The organism is Mucilaginibacter mali (assembly GCF_013283875.1).
Classification (GTDB): domain Bacteria; phylum Bacteroidota; class Bacteroidia; order Sphingobacteriales; family Sphingobacteriaceae; genus Mucilaginibacter; species Mucilaginibacter mali.
The window spans coordinates 880,354-901,583 of record NZ_CP054139.1 but is presented as its reverse complement, the minus strand read 5'-3'; the positions used below and the strand labels follow the sequence as shown (position 1 = coordinate 901,583).

The 21,230-nt window shown below is 47.3% G+C and carries 14 protein-coding genes, 1 tRNA gene and 1 riboswitch; of the genes, 8 read left to right on the top strand and 7 right to left on the bottom strand.

Annotation, left to right across the window (positions count from 1 at the left end; genetic code table 11):
• Positions 1-73: 73 nt before the first annotated feature.
• From HQ865_RS03910 to HQ865_RS03895, 4 genes are all read right to left on the bottom strand, one after another.
• A tRNA-Cys gene (locus HQ865_RS03910) sits at positions 74-144 on the bottom strand.
• A 245-nt stretch (positions 145-389) separates the two neighbouring features.
• Positions 390-1,025, bottom strand: a complete 636-nt coding sequence (locus HQ865_RS03905) for a peroxiredoxin (protein WP_173413631.1) — start codon at positions 1,023-1,025, stop codon at positions 390-392.
• A gap of 174 nt (positions 1,026-1,199) precedes the next feature.
• Positions 1,200-1,318: riboswitch (SAM riboswitch) on the bottom strand.
• Positions 1,319-1,524: 206 nt separating this feature from the next.
• Positions 1,525-1,938 carry a hypothetical protein gene (locus HQ865_RS03900; protein ID WP_173413630.1) on the bottom strand — a complete coding sequence of 138 codons (414 nt, stop codon included), beginning with the start codon at positions 1,936-1,938 and terminating at the stop codon, positions 1,525-1,527.
• A 101-nt stretch (positions 1,939-2,039) separates the two neighbouring features.
• Positions 2,040-2,276 (bottom strand): helix-turn-helix domain-containing protein, encoded by a 237-nt coding sequence (locus HQ865_RS03895; RefSeq protein WP_173413629.1) that lies wholly within the window; start codon positions 2,274-2,276, stop codon positions 2,040-2,042.
• A 472-nt stretch (positions 2,277-2,748) separates the two neighbouring features.
• On the opposite strand from HQ865_RS03895, the gene HQ865_RS03890 reads away from it, so the two are divergent.
• The 8 genes from HQ865_RS03890 to HQ865_RS03855 all read left to right on the top strand — a co-directional run bounded on the left by HQ865_RS03890 (position 2,749) and on the right by HQ865_RS03855 (position 13,284).
• On the top strand, positions 2,749-3,300 hold the full coding sequence (locus tag HQ865_RS03890) for an RNA polymerase sigma factor (RefSeq protein WP_202020446.1): 552 nt from the start codon (positions 2,749-2,751) through the stop codon (positions 3,298-3,300).
• A gap of 15 nt (positions 3,301-3,315) precedes the next feature.
• Positions 3,316-4,131: a zf-HC2 domain-containing protein gene (locus HQ865_RS03885; RefSeq protein ID WP_173417710.1), complete on the top strand. Its 816-nt coding sequence runs from the start codon at positions 3,316-3,318 to the stop codon at positions 4,129-4,131.
• 14 nt (positions 4,132-4,145) lie between these two features.
• A complete protein-coding gene (locus HQ865_RS03880; RefSeq protein WP_173413628.1) occupies positions 4,146-5,000 on the top strand; it encodes a DUF4097 family beta strand repeat-containing protein in 855 nt (284 codons plus the stop codon).
• A 22-nt stretch (positions 5,001-5,022) separates the two neighbouring features.
• Positions 5,023-5,835: a DUF4097 family beta strand repeat-containing protein gene (locus HQ865_RS03875; RefSeq protein WP_173413627.1), complete on the top strand. Its 813-nt coding sequence runs from the start codon at positions 5,023-5,025 to the stop codon at positions 5,833-5,835.
• Between the two features lie 129 nt (positions 5,836-5,964).
• Positions 5,965-8,421, top strand: a complete 2,457-nt coding sequence (locus HQ865_RS03870; protein ID WP_173413626.1) for an outer membrane beta-barrel family protein — start codon at positions 5,965-5,967, stop codon at positions 8,419-8,421.
• Between the two features lie 236 nt (positions 8,422-8,657).
• Positions 8,658-10,997: a S9 family peptidase gene (locus HQ865_RS03865; protein WP_173413625.1), complete on the top strand. Its 2,340-nt coding sequence runs from the start codon at positions 8,658-8,660 to the stop codon at positions 10,995-10,997.
• A gap of 197 nt (positions 10,998-11,194) precedes the next feature.
• A complete protein-coding gene (locus HQ865_RS03860) occupies positions 11,195-12,100 on the top strand; it encodes a helix-turn-helix domain-containing protein (protein ID WP_173413624.1) in 906 nt (301 codons plus the stop codon).
• Between the two features lie 419 nt (positions 12,101-12,519).
• Positions 12,520-13,284, top strand: a complete 765-nt coding sequence (locus HQ865_RS03855) for an SDR family NAD(P)-dependent oxidoreductase (RefSeq protein ID WP_173413623.1) — start codon at positions 12,520-12,522, stop codon at positions 13,282-13,284.
• Positions 13,285-13,332: 48 nt separating this feature from the next.
• On the opposite strand, the gene HQ865_RS03850 is transcribed toward HQ865_RS03855, so the two are convergent.
• The 3 genes from HQ865_RS03850 to HQ865_RS03840 all read right to left on the bottom strand — a co-directional run bounded on the left by HQ865_RS03850 (position 13,333) and on the right by HQ865_RS03840 (position 21,095).
• Positions 13,333-15,537 (bottom strand): glycoside hydrolase family 3 C-terminal domain-containing protein, encoded by a 2,205-nt coding sequence (locus HQ865_RS03850; RefSeq protein WP_173413622.1) that lies wholly within the window; start codon positions 15,535-15,537, stop codon positions 13,333-13,335.
• A 384-nt stretch (positions 15,538-15,921) separates the two neighbouring features.
• Positions 15,922-18,648 (bottom strand): TonB-dependent receptor, encoded by a 2,727-nt coding sequence (locus HQ865_RS03845; RefSeq protein WP_173413621.1) that lies wholly within the window; start codon positions 18,646-18,648, stop codon positions 15,922-15,924.
• A gap of 95 nt (positions 18,649-18,743) precedes the next feature.
• The gene (locus HQ865_RS03840) at positions 18,744-21,095 is read right to left on the bottom strand and encodes a PDZ domain-containing protein (RefSeq protein WP_173413620.1); all 2,352 of its coding nucleotides are present in this window, start codon (positions 21,093-21,095) and stop codon (positions 18,744-18,746) included.
• Positions 21,096-21,230: the final 135 nt, after the last annotated feature.

The window sequence follows — 21,230 nt, the reverse complement described above, 5'->3', positions numbered from 1 at the left end:
AGTATTTATTTAAATTTTCTTTCCTCGCTATTAAATTCAAAAAACAATAAGTGTTTTCGGGATTTAAGCTTCGAGGTCAGAGATGGAGTTGAACCACCGTAAAAGGTTTTGCTAACCTCCGCCTCACCACTCGGCCATCTGACCATATGCCCCGCCCCTTTCGGGGCTGCATAAAACCTTGCACAGTTTTACCTTTTATCGCTCGGGGCCGGGTATCGTTTATCTCCCTCATTAATAAAACCTTGCACAGTTTTACTTTTTGAGGAAATCTCCCCCTCTAAATCTCCCCCGAGGGGGGAGACTTTAAAACCTTGCACAGTTTTACTTTTATTTAGAGAGGCCTGTATTTCTTTCCCAACTCCTCCCCCTCGGGGAGGCCGGGAGGGGTATTACTTATTCGGCTGCGGTGTTGTCCTTAAATATGGCTTCACCACTTTATGCCCTTTCGGGAACTTATCAGGGATATCCTCGGTTTTGATAGAGGGCAGCACTACTACATCCTCGCCGTCTTTCCAATCGGCCGGAGTGGCTACGCTGTGGTAGGCGGTCAGTTGCAGCGAGTCGATCACACGCAATATCTCGTTAAAGTTACGGCCGGTAGATGCTGGATAAGTAATGATCAGCTTGATCTTTTTATCCGGACCTATGATGAACAGCGAGCGCACCGTAGCGTTCAGCGAAGCATTCGGGTGGATCATATCGTAAGCCTCGGCAATCTTGCGGTCTTCGTCGGCTATAATGGGGAAGGTTACTTCAACGCCTTGCGTTTCGTTGATATCGCTGATCCATCCGTGGTGCGATTCTACCGAATCTACACTCAGTGCCGCTACTTTCACGTTGCGCTTGGCAAATTCTTCTTTCAGTGCGGCGGTGCGGCCCAGTTCGGTAGTGCACACCGGGGTATAATCGGCAGGGTGACTGAACAGTACGCCCCAGCCGTCGCCTAAAAATTCGTAGAAATCAATTTCGCCCTGGCTGGTTTGTGCTTTAAAGTTTGGCGCATCGTCGCCTAATCGTAAACTCATGTTTTTCGTTTTTAAAATTTGTGATCGGATGTATTTAAAAGTTTCGTGGTTATCAACTCAAAACTAACTAATACAGGCCGATTAATTGTTATCTTAAAATTATTGTTTTATGCATCGCTTATCCGCGAAAACCGAAAGGGAGAGAAACCGTAGCAATGGTTGTGTTTGTTCACTCGCTTATCTTTCCCCGTTTTGGTAACGGAGCAGGAATTAGCACCTTGTTACGGCCGATAAAGGCGGTACAGGTTGCCAAGACGTCTTCGGGCCTTTCCCTCAGTCTTTCTGGATAAGTAAATAAAAGAACGATTATGGCAACAAATATAAGGGCAATAATTAAAATAGCAAATAAAATCTATAGATTTAGTAGAATTTATTTGAAATAGGTTGATTATCAGACAGAAAATTGACCGCTGATTTTTAGATGATTGTTTTGATTTCATTGATTATCTAATTTTTCAAAAAATCAGCGAAATCAAATAATCAGCGCACATCAGCGGTCTTAGTCAACTATCCTATCCAAATCCTCATAAACAAAGCACTGCTCGTTACCGGTGCTTACCAGGTCAAGTTTAAGTCCCTTTAATTCGGCGGCGCGATAACCCAGGCCTTTTGTCCGGCGGATGCCATCCAGCTTGTTCCATTTGTTTACCAAAACTTCTTCCACATTATCAAAACTTCCGCGTTTAATGCGTACCGACATATATTCGGCATTCGCTTTTTTGGTATAACCTCTAAACGTATAGGTAAAACCCTCGGGATGTGCCTTCAGTTCGGCTATCAGGGCTTGTTTGTATTTGGTGCTGTTATCGGGGTAAGCAGTTATTTTTTTGTTCGACGCTTCGGTTTGCGGGTTGCGGCAGGCTGTTATCGACAGCGCGGCGGCAGCGAGGATGAGGGTACAAATTGCTTTCATAATTAAGGGTTGGTTAATATCAAATATAGTAATATTTGATATTAACCATATACCGCCAATACAATTAATAATATACCGGCAGTTCCCCTTAGCTTGAGTATTTAATGCTTCTCCAGCAATTCAAAAATACTGATGCCCAGTATCTGCATAATAACCAGTAGCTTGTAAATAGTAAGTTCGCTAATACCGCGCTCAAGCTTACTGTAAGCGTTTTGCGATATGCGCAAATGCCGGGCAAGGTGCCCCTGTGTCAGTTTATTTAGCTTGCGGTAATGCCTAACTTTATCAAGTAACCGTCTGACGGTTTTATCATGATCGTGTTCTTCCTGTTGTTTCATAAGGTTGAAAATTATTATGTTAAAGCAACAGCGCATATTTATTACTTGTTTTATAAAATACTTATTAAATAGCTATTGTAACGGTGTTTATACAAATAATAAGACCCATTAAACGTCAAAACCGATATTTTATCGGGCCACAATTTATTATCATAATATATTTATGGCGTTGCCTGCGGCCCGCGCTATCCGCTCATACTGCACAGGCTTTAGCCACAGGGCCGGTATCCGCTTCTATCGCTAACGCGGAATTGTCAGAACCGGGATTAAACAGATTTTCAGGATTCAGGACATTTTAAAAGAATTTGAACAATCACTGTGCATCCCCAACTCCAGGTCCCCTATCTTGTCATCTTAAAAATCTGTTTAATCATGGTTCAGATATTTTTTTCTTAATTTTCCTGTAACCATTTTTTTTAGCCGGAGTTTACAGGCATATAATATATGATTAACTATACTAACATCACACGCATTGGATAAGCTGACCGACAATGCGATCATGCTAAAGGTGAAGGCCGGCGACCTGGACCGCATGGGGCTGCTGTTTCAGCGCTACCATCGCCAGTTGTATGGTTTCCTTTTCCACATGACCTACCAGCGCGAGGCTGCCGAGGACATGGTGCAGCAGGTGTTTTATAAAATGCTGAAGTACCGCCAAAACTTTACCGGCAGCGGCGAATTTATCCACTGGATGTATGCCATTGCCCGCAATGTGCTGAAAGATCAGGGTAAGCGTAAAAAACTGGTGATGGCAAAAGATGGCGTAGAAGATATGGCCGACTACCTGCCCGGCGGCACTGATGTGGCAGAGCAATTAGATAAAAAACAGGCGGCGCAGGGCTTGCACCGCGCCATGGCCAAACTAAATGATGATGAGCGCGAGATACTGTCGCTCAGCCGTTTCCAGGAGTTAAAGCACCAGGAAATTGCACAGATATTAAACATTAGCGAGGGCGCGGTTAAGGTGCGGGTGCACCGGGCCATGTGTCAGCTAAAAGAGATTTACACAAAAATTGAACGCTAAACAGAGGAATTGAAAATGGACTGTGAAAAATATAGCGAACTGTTTACCAGTTGGATAGATAAAGCCCTGCCACCGGCCGAACGCCTGAAGCTGGAGCAACACCTAAGCGGTTGCCCGGGCTGCCGCGCCGAACTGGAGGCTATGAAGGAACTGTGGATAGAAATGGGCGAGATGGAAACCCCTGCCCCATCCGAACATATGCAGGTGAAGTTTGAGGCCATGCTGAACACCTTTAAGGAAGAAGCCGCCGACAAAACCAATGCCTGGGCAAACTTTAAAAACGCGCTGGCCCAGTTATGGCAATGGCAGCCGCGCCTGCCGCTGGCCTATAGCCTGGTGATCATTATGATGAGCTTTGCATGTGGGTACTGGGTATTTAGTATGGGTAAGGGCGGTCAGCAGGATAAGCAATTGGCCACGTTGAGCAGCCAGGTGCACGAGCTGAAACAAACCATGATGCTGGCCATGCTGGAAAACCCGTCGGCATCCGAAAGGATAAAAGGCGTGAGCTACACATCTGAAATAAAACATGTGGACCAGCAGGTGATCGACGCTTTATTCGCCACACTGAACAACGACCCGAACGTGAACGTACGATTGAGTACACTCGACGCGCTTTCACAATTGTCTAATCATCCCGAGGTGCGCACCGGGCTGATCAAATCCATCACCCAGCAGGATTCGCCACTGATGCAATCGGCCATTGCAGATGTGATGCTGAAGCTGCAGGAGAAGCGCTCGGTGAATTCGTTTAAGGAATTACTAAAACAAAAAGACCTGGACAAAGGGGTCAGGAATAAGATCAAAGAGACGATCAACAACTTAATTTAAACAAACCAAACATTATGAAACGATTAATCTGGATCGCGCTTTTAGCGGGATGGGGCCATTGTTTTGCCCAAAAACAAGAGTTTAAAACACATGTAAGCAAGCAGTTTACGCTGCAAAAACCAGCCTCGGGCACCGTATTCGCGCTGTACAATGTATTCGGCGATGTAAAGATAGAAGGCTACAGCGGCAACGAAGTGGTAATTGAAATTGAAGAGACTATCACCGCTAAAGACGCCGCGGAACTGGAAACAGCAAAAAAGGAGTTTAAGTTGGGCTTCGACCAAAAGGCCGACAGCATTATCGCCTATACTGCCGAACCGTATGATACCCGTCCGCACCGCAATTGGAACAAAGATGACGACCGCAAGGAGCGCCACTATAATGTAAAACTGGATTACACCGTAAAGGTGCCCAACAACATTAACCTGAATGCCGGAACCGTAAACAATGGCGAAGCATACGTGAAAGATGTATACGGTACGCTGAAAGTAAACAATGTGAATGGCCCACTAACCATTGTGAATGCCAAAAGCACCACCATGGCCCGCACCGTAAACGGCCCGGTAACTGTGAACTACCTGAGCATCCCGCAGGAAGAATCGAGTTACTATACGGTGAACGGCAAAATGGAGATCACCTATCCGGCTAACTTCGAGGCCAACCTACAGTTTAAAAGCATGAATGGTCAGTTTTTTACCGACTTTCCTGATACCGAGGTTTTACCTACCGAAATAACCAAAACACAAAACAAAGGCAATAACGGCACCATCTACCGCCTTAACAAAAACACGGCCATCCGTGTAGGCAAGGGTGGCAAGGTATTTAAGTTTGAGACCCTGAATGGTAATATTTACATTAAAAAAGCATAATTTAACACTCCCCAATAATAATATGAAAGCACTAAAATTTACAGGCCTGGTAGCATTGGCATTAGCACTAAGCACCCGCCTGATGGCACAGGAAAGTCAGCAATTAACCGTACCCCTAAGCGACCCGGGTAAACCATATAAATTAAATGTAGACCTGGTAACCGGATCTATCAAGGTATCGGTGCACGATGGTAAGGATATCATTATTGATGCCAGCGCACCTCACGGCCGCAAAGAAGCAAAGGAAAGCGGCGGTATGAGGCGCTTATCCAGCGGCGAGAACCTGGATGTGGAGGCCCGTGAAAAGAATAACCAGGTACGCATCAGTAACAACATGCCTAACAAAAATGTGGCGCTTGATATTAAGATCCCCCGTGGCGCTACCAATATTAAATTAATGGCAGTTAACGGCGGCGATATTTCTGTAAACGATGTAAGCAGCGATATTGAGGCCAGCAACACCAACGGCGCTATTAAGCTGACTAATATTTCTGGTTCGGCTGTAGCCAATACTACTAATGGCAGGGTGTTGGTTACCTTTAAAACGCTTGATAATAAAGCAGCACTGGCCTTTACCACCCTTAACGGCGATGTGGATGTTACCTTTCCGGCCACATTTAAAGCTAACTTAAAGGCCCGTTCTGATAACGGTAACGTGTTCAGCGATTTTGATATGGTAACCGAAAAATCACCATCAAAAAGCACCAAAACCGCTAAGGATGGCATGTACCGCATCACTATTGAAGATTGGGTGTACGGCAAAATAAACGGCGGCGGCCCCGAACTGCTAATGAAAAACATGAACGGGAATATCTATATCCGCAAGGCGAAGTAAACGTCAAAATTTTCAGTCATCCCGAATTTATTTCGGGATCCCACATGCAAGGTTGCCATACCACCTACCGTGCATGTGGGATGCTGAAACAAGTTCAGCATGACAGTCTCTTCCAAACCCCCAACCATCATGAAAACCATTATAACGGCCATCATAGCCGCCTGGCTAAGCTTTGCCCTTAATTTAGCATCGGCACAAACACCGCAGGGCAAAATAAGCGGGCAAGTTTTTGATGCCGCTAAACAACCTGCCATAGCCGCCACAATTGTTTTGGTAAGATTTAAAGATTCATCCACCGTAAAAACCACGCTGGCCGATGCGCAGGGTAGGTTCGTTTTCGATAAGATAGCTGCAGGCGATTACCGGGTGAACATCACCGCCGTTGGTTTTCAAAAATACCGCAGCGCAAAGGTCGCATTGGGCGAAACTGTTCCGGCCATTGAACTACCTTCCATCAATTTAAAACCCGGCACATCAACCTTAAAAGAAGTAGCCATCACCGCGCAAAAACCTTTTATCGAACTAAAAGCCGACCGTACCGTGGTGAACGTCGGTGCCAGTATCACCAATGCCGGAGCCAACGCGCTGGAGGCCTTGGAGAAGGCACCGGGTATTATCGTTAACGATGACGGCACCATCAGCTACAAAGGCAAAACGGGCTTGCAGATCATGATTGATAACAAACCATCTTACCTGTCGGGCGAAGCCCTGGCCAATTACCTGCGCTCGTTACCGGCTTCTGTGCTCGATCAGATCGAGCTAATGCCAAATCCGCCTGCTCAATATGATGCATCGGGCACGGCAGGCATAATCAACATCAAAACTAAACGCTTTAAAATAAAGGGTTTCAATGGTTCGGCAGCCGCCAGTGTGGGGCGGGCGAAGTACATGCGTACATCCGAAAGCTTTAATATGAACTACCGCGAGAACAAGGTCAACTTTTTCGCGCTGGCGGGTTATAGTGCACAAAACAATTATCGCCGGCTTGATGTTGGCCGCACTTATTTTGACGCGTTAAACAGTATCAAATCATCGTATACCGAAGTTGCCTTTTTTAACCCCAGCACCCAAAATACTAACGTAAAAACCGGGATGGATTATTATGTATCGCCCAAAACTACATTAGGCGTAGTGCTCACCGGTGTAATGACCACAGGCGATAATTATAACCCGGTGAACAGTTTTTTGCGCAACAAAACCGGCGGTTTAGATTCGTCTATTGTGGCCAATAATAACACTAACTACAACTTTAAAAACGGAGGCATCAACCTTAATTATAGCCACCAGTACGATAGTTTGGGTCGTAACATTACGGTTGATGTCGACTATATCCGCTACAATAACTACCGCGATCAAAGTTTTATGAGCGCCAGCTATAACACCGCCGGCGCCTTGGGTAGTAAGCAGGATATTATCGATAACCTCCCTAATATCATCAATATCTGGTCGGCCAAAAGTGATTACACTTTACCGATTGATAAAAAGTCGAAACTGGCCTTCGGTGTAAAAACCAGCTATGTAAATACCGATAACGGGGCCAATTATTTTAATATCATCAACAACATACAGACTATTGATTATACCCGCACCAACCGTTTCCTGTACAAAGAAAACATCAACGCCGCCTATATCAACTACAATAAAGACTTTAAGCGCTTTTCCCTGCAACTGGGCCTGCGCGCCGAAAACACCCGTGTGAACGCCCATCAGTTGGGTAACGCGCTGGGGCAGGATTCCTCATTTGTGAAAAACTATACCAACCTATTCCCTACCGGTTTTGTGCTGTACAAGCTTGATTCGGCCGGAAACAATAGCCTCAATTTGTCGTATGGTCGCAGGATTGAGCGCCCCAGCTACCAGGATCTGAACCCTTTCGTTATCATCCTTGATAAGTATAGCGCTTTTTCAGGTAACCCCTTCCTTCGTCCGCAATTTGTAAACGTTTACCAGTTTAGTTACAGCTTTAAAAGCAAGCTGATACTACAGGCATCATACAATTACGTGAGCGATTACCAGGTGGAGTACGATTACCAGCAGGGGGATATCTTCTTCGCCAACCGTATTAACCTGGGCAGTCGCGAGGAAACGGCCTTTGGCGCTATCCTTAACCTGGAACCTGTAAAATGGTGGAAGTTTTATATGGATCTGGAATATAACTTCGCGCGCTTTAAAGGTCAGTTGGGCAGTGTACCCATTAATACCCCAAGCAATTATGCCTTTATGAACACCACCAGCCAGTTTAACCTTTCGCACGGCTGGAGCAGCGAGTTGAATGTGTTTTATGTAGCGCCCAATCACGATTCGCAGTTTACCCACATTGCCCGCAAACAGGTTAACATCGGCCTTGCCAAAAAGGTGCTGAATAATAATGGCACAATAAGGCTAAGTGCCCGCGACCTGTTTAAAGGGAACTACTCGGCAGGTACCATTAATAACATACCCGGCGCGGCTATTACCTATCATAACGACAACGGCAACCGTAGTGTAAACCTGGCGTTTAGCTATAATTTTGGTAAAAGCGCCAACATCCCTAAAAAACGCCAAACCGGCAGCGCAGAAGCCGAACAAAACCGGGCGGGGAATTAGTTTTGAATGTGCAAATGTGCGTATATGCAAATGTGCAGATGATGTATGAATGTGCAAATGCGAGGATATGCAAATGTGCATATGCCTGTCCTGTTTTCATTTGCAGATACGCACATTTGCATATCTGCACATTTGCACATCCGCACATCAAATTCCTATCAGAAACGTTACTTGACAAAATGTTAATTTGCGGTATCTTGCTTTGTTAAACAAAAGCAAAGCTTAACCTAATTAACATGAATAAATTTTTACTTACAGCCCTACCCTTCGCGCTGGCTTTAGGCGCGAATGCCCAGGCTCCGAAAGCCTATACGGCCCAGGATTATCAACGTGCCGAAAGCCAGATGGCTGCCTCGTTAAGTCCGCTCGTTACCCGCAGCGGTATCCGCCCAAACTGGATGCCTGATGACCGTTTCTGGTACAAAGAAGACAGCAAGTTTATTGTATTTAACCCTGCAAAAGGCAGCAAATCGGCCGCTTTCGATCATGATAAGCTGGCAGCGGCTTTGTCAACCGCATCGGGCAAAAGTTATACCGCGGCTAATTTGCCATTTGATGCCATTGTATACGCGAGCGATAACAAAAGCGTAATTTTTATGGCAGATGGCAAGCAGTGGAAGTTTGACGGCAGCAAAGTAGAAGCCGATAGCAGCCCGGTACAATTCCCATCGGCTGGTGGTGCTTTTGGCGGCGGACGTGGTGGTCGCGGTGGCCGTGGCGGTTTTGGTCGCGGCGGTAACCCTAACGAAAACGTATCGCCCGATGGCAAAACAGCCGTATTTATAAAAGATTTTAACCTGTGGTCGCGCGATATCGCATCGAACAAACTAACCCAGCTGACTACCGATGGTGTTAAAGATAACGGCTACGCTACCGATAACGCCGGCTGGGCACAAGGCATCCGCCCGATATTGGTTTGGTCGCCCGATTCTAAAAAGATAGCCACTTTTCAGCAGGATGAGCGCGAGGTGAACAACATGTATATGGTGAACACCAAAGTTGGCGCGCCTAACCTAACCCAGTGGAAATATCCTTTCCCTGGCGATAAGGTGATCCCAATGCTACGCCGGGTGATTGTTAATGTTGATCAACCTAAAGTGATCTCGATAAAATGCGCACCAGATCCGCACCGTTCAACCCTGAGCGATGATATTAAGGGCGGCGAAGGCTGGGCCGACGTTTACTGGAGCGATGACGCTACCAAACTGGTATTTGCATCAACCAACCGCGACCACAAAGAAGAGAAAGTACGCATGGCCGATGCTGCTACCGGCGATGTAAAAGAACTGTTTACCGAAACCGTTAAAACCCAATTCGAATCGGGCTGGGCTGGTGTTAACTGGCGCTACCTGAGCAAAAGCAACGAGATCCTTTGGTTCTCTGAGCGCGATAACTGGGGCCACCTTTACCTGTACGATGCCAACACCGGCGCCCTGAAAAACCAGGTTGACAAAGGCGACTGGGTACAGGCTAACCTTATAAAAGTTGACGAAAAAGCCCGTGTGATCTATTTTATGGCCGATGGCCTGCAGGCCGAAAACCCATACTTTAGCCAGTTGTGCAAAGTTGGCTTTGATGGTAAAGGTTTTACCGTATTAACCCCTGGCGCAGGTACGCACAGCGTTACCTTCTCGCCATCGGGCAATTATATTGTTGATACCTATTCAAAACCTGATGTACCGCCGGTTACCGTGCTGCGCGATATGAAAGGCAAACAACTGCTGGAACTGGAAAAAACCGATATTTCTAAATTGACCGCCACCGGCTGGAAACCTTGCATCCCATTCTCTACCAAAGCGCACGATGGGAAAACCGATGTTTACGGCTTGATGTGGGTACCACGCAATGTTGATCCTAACAAGAAATACCCGGTTATCGATTATATCTATCCTGGTCCGCAGGGTGGTAGCGTAGGCAGCTGGGCATTCTCGGTTACCCGTGGCGATAACGGCGCGCTGGCCGAACTGGGTTTTGTAGTTGTTGAAATTGAAGGTACCAGCAACCCATACCGTTCAAAATCGTTCCACGATATGAGCTATGGCAACATGGCCGATAACACCCTGGGCGACCAGGTAGCCGGCATTAAAGAACTGGCAACCAAATACCCGTATATGGACCTTACCCGTGTAGGCATTTGGGGCCACTCAGGCGGTGGTTTCGCTACTGCGGGCGCCATGTTCCGTTACCCTGATTTCTTTAAGGTAGGTATTGCCGAATCGGGCAACCACGAGAACCTGAACTACGAAGACAACTGGGGTGAGCGCTATAACGGCTTAACCAGCAATTCGGACTATGCCGCGCAAGCCAACGAAAGCCTGGCTAAAAACCTGAAAGGCAAGCTGATGCTGGCCCATGGTTTAATGGATAACAACGTACCGCCGCAAAACACCCTGCTGGTTGTTGAAGCGCTGGAACGTGCCAATAAAAGCTTCGACCTGGTGATATTCCCTAACAGCGCCCACGGCTACGGCCAGCACTCGCAATACATGATGCGCCGCCGCTGGGATTACTTTGTGAAAAACCTGCTTGGTGTAGAACCACCGCTTGATTACCAAATGAAGGGTGGTGGTTTTTAAGGTTTTGATAACCCTAAAGAAACGGCCTGGTGCGACAGCATCAGGCCGTTTTCGTTTCCTCCTCGTCATCCTGAGCGATAGCGAAGGATCCCCGATAATACATGCCGCTCTGTGAAACGGAGATTCTTCGCTATCGCTCAGAATGACGAATAGATAGAAAAATCTCCCTACATTTGAATTTTACAAACCCCAGCGCCATGGAAACAACCACCATCGAAGATTTTTACCGGGAAACATCGGGCCTTATCCCCGAGGGGATCAATAAGGAGATAGGCCACTTCAATGTATTCCCTATTGCCGATATGGTGGCGCGGCACCATAAAAAAATGCCCATGCCTTATAACCGCCGGGCTTATTATAAGATCAGCTTTATTGTGGGCCATAACCGCGCCGAGTATGCCGATAAGGTAGTGGAGATAGAAAGGAGCGCGCTGCTGTTTGCTACGCCAAAGATCCCCTACAACTATATCCCGCAGGATGATAAGCAGGGCGGCTACTTCTGCATTTTTACGCACGATTTCCTGCTGCCGGCAAAAAGCGGGATTGTGATCGATGACCTGCCCTTGTTCCGCCCGGGAACCGTGCCCATCTTTCAGATCAATGATGAACATGCCGCCGAATTGCAACATATCTTCGGCAAAATACGCCGCGAACTGGAATCGGATTATGCTTACAAGTATGATCTGCTGCGCAATTACGTTATCGAACTGCTCCACTTCGGACAGAAGCTACAGCCAGCCACGGCGCTGTATCCATCGCACACGGCATCGGCAAGGGTATCATCATTATTCATCGAACTGTTGGAACGTCAGTTCCCTATCGAATCACCCAATCAACGACTTAACCTGCGTACCGCCAAAGATTACGCCGACCGCCTTGCCGTACACGTTAACCACCTGAATAAAGTATTGAAGGAAAACACCGGCAAAACCACCACCGACATCATCAGCAGCCGCATTGTACAGGAAGCCAAGATCCTGCTCAAGCAAACCGACTGGAACATCTCTGAAATTGCCTGGAGCCTGGGTTTTGAGGAACTGGCGCATTTCTCTAACTTCTTCCGTAAGCAAACGGCGCTGGCACCTGTGGCGTTTCGTGGCTAAACAATTTTAGTTCCCTCCCCTGGGAGGGGTGTGCAGGAATGAGCGATGGCAGGGAGGGGTTTAGCCACGACGTAATTATCCATTTAATTGCGTTAGGTGCAAAAAACGTGCAGCATAATGACAGCGCAGCGAAATGATGAATGACTATTATGGCGTTGCCTGCGGCCCGGGCTGTCCGCTCATACTGCACGGGCCTTAGCCACAGGCCGGTATCCGCTTCCATCCCTAACGCGGAAATGCAAACGGGCCTGTGCGGCCACAGCGCTCGTGGAAATACACGTAAAATCAGCGAAATCAAAAAATCATTTTAAAATCAGCGGCCAGGATTGAATTTCGCAAACAACGGATTGATAATCGCAAACACCTGCCCTGTTTAGCGTGTTACCTTTGTTCTGTCAATAAAAAAACAAACAAAGATCATGAGCACAACAAACAAAATAGCACTGGTAACCGGCGGCAGCCGCGGACTGGGTAAAAACATGGCCATTGCACTGGCCAAAAAAGGCATCAATGTATTGTTAACCTACAACAGCAAAAAGGACGAAGCCGAGGCTGTGGTAGCCGAGATCGAAACACTGGGTGCAAAGGCTGCTGCCCTGCAGTTTAATGCGGGGGATATTAAAGGCTTCGACGCTTTTTTGGAGCAAGTTAAGGGTGCATTGAAAAATGTTTTCGGTACCGATCACTTCGATTTTTTGATCAACAACGCTGGTATAGGCATGTATGGCCCGATAGCGTCATTCAGCGAAGATGATTTTGATACCCTGGTGAATATCCACTTTAAAGGCGTGTTTTTCCTTACCCAAAAGGCATTGCCGGTTATGAACGACGGCGGCCGTATCATCAATATCTCATCGGGACTGGCACGTTTCAGCTATCCGGGCTACGGCGCTTATGCCAGCATGAAAGGAGCTATTGAAACACTGAGCCGTTATATGGCCAAAGAATTAGGGTTGCGCGGTATTGCTGTAAATGTGGTTGCCCCCGGCGCTATCGAGACCGACTTTGGCGGTGGCGGCACACGCGATAACCCTGAAGTTAATAAGATGATAGCAGGCGCTACCGCTTTGGGCCGCGCCGGTGTTCCCGACGATATTGGCGGTGTAGTTGCCTTCCTGTGTACCGAAGAAGGCCGTTGGATCAACGCCCAGCGCATCGAAGTTTCGGGCGGGATGAATATATAAGGTAAGAAAGTCCATGGACCATAGACCATGGTCCATGGACTTTTAAATCTATCTTACATTTACAATTTTGCTCACTACATTTCCGGTGGTCGCATTCTTTTCGCCGGGTTGAGAGCCGCCGATAAACAGTTGGATCTTCCCGGTTTCCTGGCTCCATTTATCGGTTTTGTCAACCAGCATCAACTGATCAGAGGTTAGCGTGAAAGTTATCGCCTGGGTTTCACCGGCTTTCAGGTGGATGCGCTTAAAACCTTTCAAAGCGTGGATAGGTTTGCGCACATCGCTTAAATGGCGTACGTACAGCTCGGCCACCTCATCGCCGGCCATTTTACCGGTGTTGGTTACGTTTACACTTACAGTGATGTTTTTCCCTTTAGCCAGTTCGGCCGGGGCAGCTATACCCGAATATTTGAATGTAGTGTAGCTTAACCCATAACCGAACGCGTAGGCTACATCGCCTTTAAAATAGCGGTAAGTACGGTTACTCATGCTATAATCGTGAAAGTCGGGCAGATCGTTCACGCTTTTATAAAAGGTTACCGGCAGGCGTCCCGCGGGGTTATAATCGCCAAACAGCACATCGGCAATAGCGGTGCCCGCGGCCTGTCCACCGTACCAGCTTTCTACAATAGCGGGCAGGTTTTCTTTTTCCCAGTTGATACTTAAAGCACTGCCGTTCAGCAGCACCAGTACAACCGGCTTACCGGTTTTGTAGATAGCTTTTATCAGGTCTTCCTGTGGCTTGGGCAAATCGATACTTACCCTGTCGCCGCCGCTGAAGCCTTTGGCCTGTACCTTCATTTCCTCGCCTTCTAATTTAGGGGTAAGGCCCATGCATAATACCACCGCATCGGCCTGTTGTGCTGCGGCCATAGCCGCCGTGAAGTTTTGTTTGGCTTTAGCCGTATCTGCACCTTTATCAAACTCGGCCAGTTCACAGCCTGGCGCATAAATAATTTGCGCGTTGGGTAGTTTAGTGCGCAGGCCCTGTAGTGGGGTGATATTCACCTCATCGGTAGGGATACCGTTGTAGTTACCCCATTGCACCTCCTTAGCATCGGCATTAGGGCCGATAACGGCTAAGGTTTTGATATTTTTGCTTAACGGCAGGATATCGTGCTCGTTCTTCAGCAGCACTATCGATTTACGGGCCGCATCTAAAGCCAACTTCTGGTTAGCATGCGAGTTAACCACCGAGTAAGGTATCGAGGCATATTTCACCAGTTTATCAGCATCAAACATCCCCAGCCTTAAACGCGCCATAAACAAACGCTTCAGCGATACATCAATTTGCTTTTCGGTGATCATGCCGGCTTTTACCGCATCCAGCAGGGTGAGATAGGTTGGGCCGCAATCCAGGTCGGTACCCGCTATTACCGATTTAGCCGATGCCTCGGCCTTGCTACCCGCCTTTTTGTGGAACGCGTACACATCGTAAATGGCATCGCAATCGGATACTACATAGCCATTAAAGCCCAGTTCGGTGCGCAGCACTTTATCCAGCAGGAAAACGCTGGCCGGGGCAGGCTCGCCATCGTAGGCGTTATAGGCGCTCATGATGCTCACCGCTTTGCCTTTTTGCACGGTAGCTTTAAAGGCGGGTAGGTAGGTATCATAAAAGTCGTACTTATCGGTAGTGGCGTTAAACTGGTGGCGTTCCAGTTCGGGGCCGCTATGCACCATGTAGTGCTTGGGGGTGGCCACCAGTTTTAAATAATGCGGATCATCGCCCTGTAAGCCTTTTACAAAGTTCACACCCATCACGCTGGTAAGGAAGGGGTCTTCCCCATAAGTTTCCATACCACGGCCCCAGCGCGGATCACGGAAAATATTGATATTGGGCGACCAAAATGTCAGCCCCTGGTATCGGCCATGCTTGCCATTGCGCAAAAACTCGTGGTATTTGGCACGGGCCTCATCGCTGGTGGCGTTACCAATATCGCTGATCAGTTTACTATCAAAGCTGGCCGCTGTACCAATTGGCATGGGGAATACCGTAGCCAGCCCTGCCCTTGCCACACCGTGCAGGCACTCGTTCCACCAGTTATATTCGGGTATACCCAGGCGCGGGATGGATTTAGCCTGGTCTATCATCTGCCCTACTTTTTCCTCCAGGGTTAAACGGCTCACCAGGTCGTCGGCACGTTTATCAAACGATAATTTGGGATCTTTGAAAGGCAATTTTTGGGCAGTAGCTCCCCGGGCAATGCAGGCTGCAGCTAAAAACAGCAAATATCTGGCAACTGATTTCATTGGTTTGGTTTAAAAAATGATATGATCTGAATGTATTGGCAAACAATAATAACACTTAGAAAATCAAAAGCATAATTTTTTTGACAATCGATTGCAGAAAACATCATTATACTTCGCATCATTGGGTCATTCGCTTCGCTGTCATTAAGAATACAATGACAAGCGCAACGAATGACCCAATGACATGCAGCGAAGAATTGCGGGTTCCACGTAGATAAAATACCGTGAAAACACGGGTTGTAGCCCTGAAATTTATTCCGCTATTTTGAACTGTTTACTTAATAGTTTTCCATCAATAGTTTAGTGTGAAACGGCAGGATTCCCGCGAGGGGCGTTCTGCTGTTTCTGTTTTAAACGGTTTGGAAAATATGGTAAATCGGCATTCTATTTCACAGCATAAGTGTATGTGCGGCGGGCCAGGTTACCCTTCAGGTCCATACCCTCAAGCGTTACTTTATAGATACCCACGCCATCGGCATTAAAATAGCTGATACTGGCCTCGCCTTTATCGTTAGTTACCACGTTGGGCGCCCAATGTATGGTTGACCGCAGATCGGCAGCCCTGTTATCAGCGGGTGTATCATACACCGGCGCGTAAAAGCTTTTAGTTGATGAATACCCTTTCGGGGTATAATGACCAACATTTAATTCGGGGACATATTCCTGTTGTTCATCGCCCCGTTTGGTTGTGATAATTACTACTCCGCTTGCACCATCGTTACCATACATAGAAGCACTGCCATGTGTCAGCAGTTCTACAGCCAAGATATCGCCTGGGGGAATGCTCTCTAATATCTCTGCCAAAAGTTTGGGGTTACGTGGTAAATAGGCCCCATCCATGATCACCAGCATTGGGCCTTGTCCGGTTATCGACCTCAGCCCTACAGGAAAAAGTAATTTACCCACCACCCGCACACCAGGCACATTATAAAAGGCATCGATAAAGTGAGGGACGGTTTTAAACTTATCCGCTTTTAATACGATGTCGGCATGACCGGGATCTAAATTAGCTGAGTGAGGGACAGTTTTTTCGGCAATATAATCCCGTTTGGCTTTTATCTGCACCTCTTTCAACGCTATTACATTCTTCATCAGGCCAAGCTTGGTCAGTTCGGTAAATTGCGCTTCGGTCGATCTCAGGTATTCGTTTAAGTTAAAACCCTTCACATCGTTAGCGACAATAAATCCCGGCTTAAAATTGATACGCGGCTTTTTATCAATACTGATCTTCACCGTCCCACGGTCTTTAGCGTTGGCTGCCCGCACCACCAGCTTAGCGCTATCGGCAAAATCAAGTCCCTCAAACACAAAACGCCCCTGCTCGTCGGCAACCGTATCAATAATTAAAGGCCCGTTATTTGTGGATGCGAACAGTACTACTTTACCTTTACTCACCGGTTTATTACCAAAGGTCTTAATAGTGCCTGTTACGGTGAGCCCCTGCTCTGGCCGGTACTTCATTTGCGGATATTTACCCGCCTGCAGATCGGCCCAATTAAAGCGGCGCCAGCCCTGGGTAAGCAATAGCTGATCCAGGTGCTTCAACCTATCGGGGTTGGCGGCATTAAAGTAATAGTTAGGTTGTTCGATATACCCCTTAATATCCGACGTAAGTAACAGGTTAGAGAGGATGCTTAGCTCATCGTCCTCCGCCATTTTCACCTTACTTTCATCCGTTACCGCTACCGAAAAGCTGCCCATCACCGGGTCGCCATAAACATCGGTAACCTTCATATCCATTTTTACTTTACCGCGTTGCGCGTAAGCTGGTTTATCGGTGCTGATCTCTGCATCCAGGCGGTTGTTATGCTCTACAAATATCAGCCGTTCTGCAACAGGCGCGTAATCGGGCGAGAACAGGGTGAACTGCGCGATACCGGTAGGGAATTTTTTGGTAGATATAATACTCAGGTTTGATGGGCCATCCAGTTTTGTCCTGGCTGCAAATTGCACTACACCATTAATTTGCGCTACCAGTACAGCTTCCCTGCCGTTAATTAAGCCGGGGCTGGCAGATACCCTTACCGACAAACTGTCTTTACCTGTTTGGTTTACATTCAGTACGTAACCATTTTCTGTAGCAGCCGGCAACTGGTAACGGCTTTCGGTGCCATCCTCGTGTGTTACTACAGCAGTATAACTTTTGCCAGGCAGAGGCTGCAGGGCAAACAGGCCCATTCCCGCGTGTTGCGATCTGAATTCGGCTACCCGCTCATTAGCATTATCAATAATGTAACCACTAATGGCCTCGCTTATCCCATCTGGCTTAACGGCTTTAAAGGCCACCTTTGTACGGATGTTATTCACCAACGTGCCACCTTCGGGGAAAAACTGTACATCTGCGCCGGCAGCAAGCGGTTTTATTACAAAACTTTGGGTGATGATATGCTTATCGCGTGTAATTAAATTAGTGGTGATGGTAACCGGGCTATTTTTAAATTCAGGTTTCAGCAAGCTGGCGATATTGATCTTGCCCGATACATCGGTTGTGGCTTTTCCGTTCGCGATATTTTTCCCGTTGGCTTGCAAAACATAAGTGATGTCGCCGGCGATATGGGGTTGCCCTTTCTCATTAGCGAAAGTAATATCGGCATTTAGCTGTTTACCGGCAGCCGAACTGATGGCTTTATAAGTTAAGCTTCCGCTGATAGCACCGTGGCGGGCGTTCACCAGCGGAATAGTTTTTTTAAAGTAGTAATCGGTGCCAAAGTTGGTCATCCATTTGGTATAGGCATACAAATGATAATTGCCCGAGTTGTATAACGAATCCGTTAACGGGATATTCGCGTCGGTCATGCCATTAGCCAGGGGGAAAACTTTTGTTTGCACTACCGAATCGCGCTCATCAAGCAAATCGATATATAATATCTTGCTTTGCGGGCTCAGGATATTCTTTTCGGCGTTCACCACGTAAGCTTTAAACCAAATGTCTTCGCCTACGCTGTAATAGGGTTTATCAAACTGTATATGGATCTTTTCCTGCGGGTATTCGGCCGTATATTTTTCCAGTCCGGTTAGCAATTTATCCAGTTCGCCATCGGCGTAAGTGAATCTTAACAAGAAAAAGGCAGCTGTTGCCAACAGCAAAGGCAGGATGGTTCGCTTTTTCATAACAGGTCAGGATTAATAGTTGACCTAATTTAGTAGTTATTAGGCTTTTTAACTAATTACCGGTTAAATTTATTAAAACTAACTTCTACCCCGCCCTACTTTAATTTTACCACCACCTTTTGCGCCGCCTGGTTACGGAATATCTCCAGCGTTATCTCCTTTGCTATCTGTAAACCCATAGCTGCCGCGGCCAGGTCTTTTATATCGTTTATTTTACGTTCGCCTACCTGCAATATCACATCATTGGCATTCAGTACACCATACAATACGCTTCGCCTGGGCACATCCAGCACCAGCGCGCCGGTTTCACTGGCCATGCCGGTGGCCGATCGTTCGCCCAGGGTATTCAGGCTTTTTACCTTCGCGCCCAAAAATGCCATAGTGGCCGATGCGCTGTTATCCATACTTGCAGCAATAGCCGGTATGCTTATTTTATGGGCAACGGCTTTCAACCGGGGCGATACCACGCCAAATTCATCCATCGGGAAATTCTTAAAACCGATCTTAAAAGCCGGCGAATTAGGCTTTACCGTAAAGTTGCCTTTGGCTGCATCAACAAACATCGGGTCGCCGTAAGTGGAATGCGCATCGGTATGGTTCTTCAGGCTTTTGTTTAAAGCCGCGCTATCCGGGAAGAGGTTATTATCCACATCATCGCCCCAAAACTTTACACCGATGGGAAAGTAACCCGACGATACGATATTATGCTGAAACGATACCTTGCTATCCTTAAACCATACATGTGGATGAAAAGAGTTATTAATGATGACGTTATTATACACTTTGCGGTTAAAGCCTTCACGCAGCTTCAGGCCGCCGTTTAAGCATAGGTTGTTGCAGATCTCGTAATTGCTTGATCCGTCATCCAGATCGATATCCCAGCCATGGTCGCAACGGAAGCGGTTGTTGCGGATGATGATAGGCTTCACTACATCCAGCAGGGCCAGTTCGGGATGGGCGAGATTTATGCTATCCATCTGCTTGCGATTGGGGAACCAAAAACGATCGCGCCCCCATGAGTTGAACGAACCGTGATCGCCGGTTTCCTGCACGGTGTTAAACACATCATTAAACTCAATAATGTGCCCACCCCAGGTGCCTTCGTTAACGTTGATACCGGCACGCGGGACGTCGTCGATGGTGTTATGGCTAACCGTTATACTTTGACACATAGAAAGCTGCACACCTGCCACCTGTTTCTCTACCCTGCCGATGCCCTCGATCAGGTTATTATACACCCGGCAATCCGCAGGGTAATTATTACCGACGGGGCCTGGTGTTTTATCCATCTTAGCCAGATCATTAGCCTGGCTGTACTGGAACAATGGCGACCGCACCGCCGCCGGATCGCCCACAAAAGCCACCCCGCTGCTACCCGCGCCAATGATCTTACAGCCGGATATTTCGTTATTACGATTGTAATTACTGAATACCATGGCATTGCCGCCAACATTGTTAAAATAGCAATTGGTGATGGAACAATGTTCGGCCCCCTGCATGGTTATAGCCCCTACCCGGTAGATTGTCCAATCGCTGCGCAGTAATGGTTCGCGGTTTTTCATAAAAGTGCGCAGGGTTTGGGTAAGCTGCAGGCCGTCGATATTGATATTGGTAACGGGTTTAGCCGCATCGCCATTAAAAACAAACAGGCTTTCCAGTTGAGGTGTGCTTACAATAGCATTCTTTAGGTTGAGGTTTTTAGGCGGATAATAATAAAGCGTATGGCTGGTTTTATCGTAATACCACTCATTCTCTGCATCCAGTTCTTCAAAAATATTTTCCGCAAAACGATATTTGGCATGCATAGCACTGGGGCGGTTATTTTGCCAGCCGCCCTCCATGGTCAGTTCACCTTTGGCATCCTTGCCGGTAATGCGATAAGCCATATCGCCCCACTCGCTTTTATGCAGGGCGTGGATATACCCGCCTTCAGAATGCTGCCAGCGGGCAATCCGTTCGGGACTAAGCACATCATCGGCCGTGCCGTTAAAGTGTTTGGCATCGGCATCGTAGTTTGGATAGCGGGCCATATGTTGCAACTGACCGTTTACGAATAATTCATCAAAGATCACATCGCCTTTTACCCGCGCCTGCATAATGCCGTTTTTATAAGGCTGCCAGTTTAACGCCAACGCTTTTGACGCGGCAAGGGTAACCTGTTGATTTTGATAAGCCTTAATGCTGAGCGGCGCATTGGCAGGGCGGGCATCGGCAGCAGTAAAAACCACAGCATTATTGATGTAGCAGGTGCCACCCATCAGCCAGATGGTTACCTTTTCCTGTTTGTTTTTGCGGGCTGCGGCTTGCGCTTTCTGCAAGGTGGCAAAGGGAGCCGTTTTGCTGCCATTGCTATGATCATTGCCTATTGGCGACACATAAATATCACGCGCGTATGCAATAGACACAATTATGTTTAACAGCGCGAACAGGCAGAAACGTTTTAGCATGGCTGACAATTGGTTATATCAGCATCAATATTACTAATTTACCGCAAAGGCGTATTGGTAAGGTATTAAGTTTGATTGGCAACTCCTCCCCCCGTCGGGGAGGGTTTGGGAGGAGTGAAACAAAAAAGACACGAG

Bases quoted from the DNA above. Each gene is read 5' to 3' on its own strand.
- HQ865_RS03905 (WP_173413631.1), bottom strand. From the start codon at position 1,025: ATGAGTTTACGATTAGGCGACGATGCGCCAAACTTTAAAGCACAAACC.
- HQ865_RS03900 (WP_173413630.1), bottom strand. From the start codon at position 1,938: ATGAAAGCAATTTGTACCCTCATCCTCGCTGCCGCCGCGCTGTCGATA.
- HQ865_RS03895 (WP_173413629.1), bottom strand. From the start codon at position 2,276: ATGAAACAACAGGAAGAACACGATCATGATAAAACCGTCAGACGGTTA.
- HQ865_RS03885 (WP_173417710.1), top strand. From the start codon at position 3,316: ATGGACTGTGAAAAATATAGCGAACTGTTTACCAGTTGGATAGATAAA.
- HQ865_RS03880 (WP_173413628.1), top strand. From the start codon at position 4,146: ATGAAACGATTAATCTGGATCGCGCTTTTAGCGGGATGGGGCCATTGT.
- HQ865_RS03875 (WP_173413627.1), top strand. From the start codon at position 5,023: ATGAAAGCACTAAAATTTACAGGCCTGGTAGCATTGGCATTAGCACTA.
- HQ865_RS03870 (WP_173413626.1), top strand. From the start codon at position 5,965: ATGAAAACCATTATAACGGCCATCATAGCCGCCTGGCTAAGCTTTGCC.
- HQ865_RS03865 (WP_173413625.1), top strand. From the start codon at position 8,658: ATGAATAAATTTTTACTTACAGCCCTACCCTTCGCGCTGGCTTTAGGC.
- HQ865_RS03860 (WP_173413624.1), top strand. From the start codon at position 11,195: ATGGAAACAACCACCATCGAAGATTTTTACCGGGAAACATCGGGCCTT.
- HQ865_RS03855 (WP_173413623.1), top strand. From the start codon at position 12,520: ATGAGCACAACAAACAAAATAGCACTGGTAACCGGCGGCAGCCGCGGA.
- HQ865_RS03850 (WP_173413622.1), bottom strand. From the start codon at position 15,537: ATGAAATCAGTTGCCAGATATTTGCTGTTTTTAGCTGCAGCCTGCATT.
- HQ865_RS03845 (WP_173413621.1), bottom strand. From the start codon at position 18,648: ATGAAAAAGCGAACCATCCTGCCTTTGCTGTTGGCAACAGCTGCCTTT.
- HQ865_RS03840 (WP_173413620.1), bottom strand. From the start codon at position 21,095: ATGCTAAAACGTTTCTGCCTGTTCGCGCTGTTAAACATAATTGTGTCT.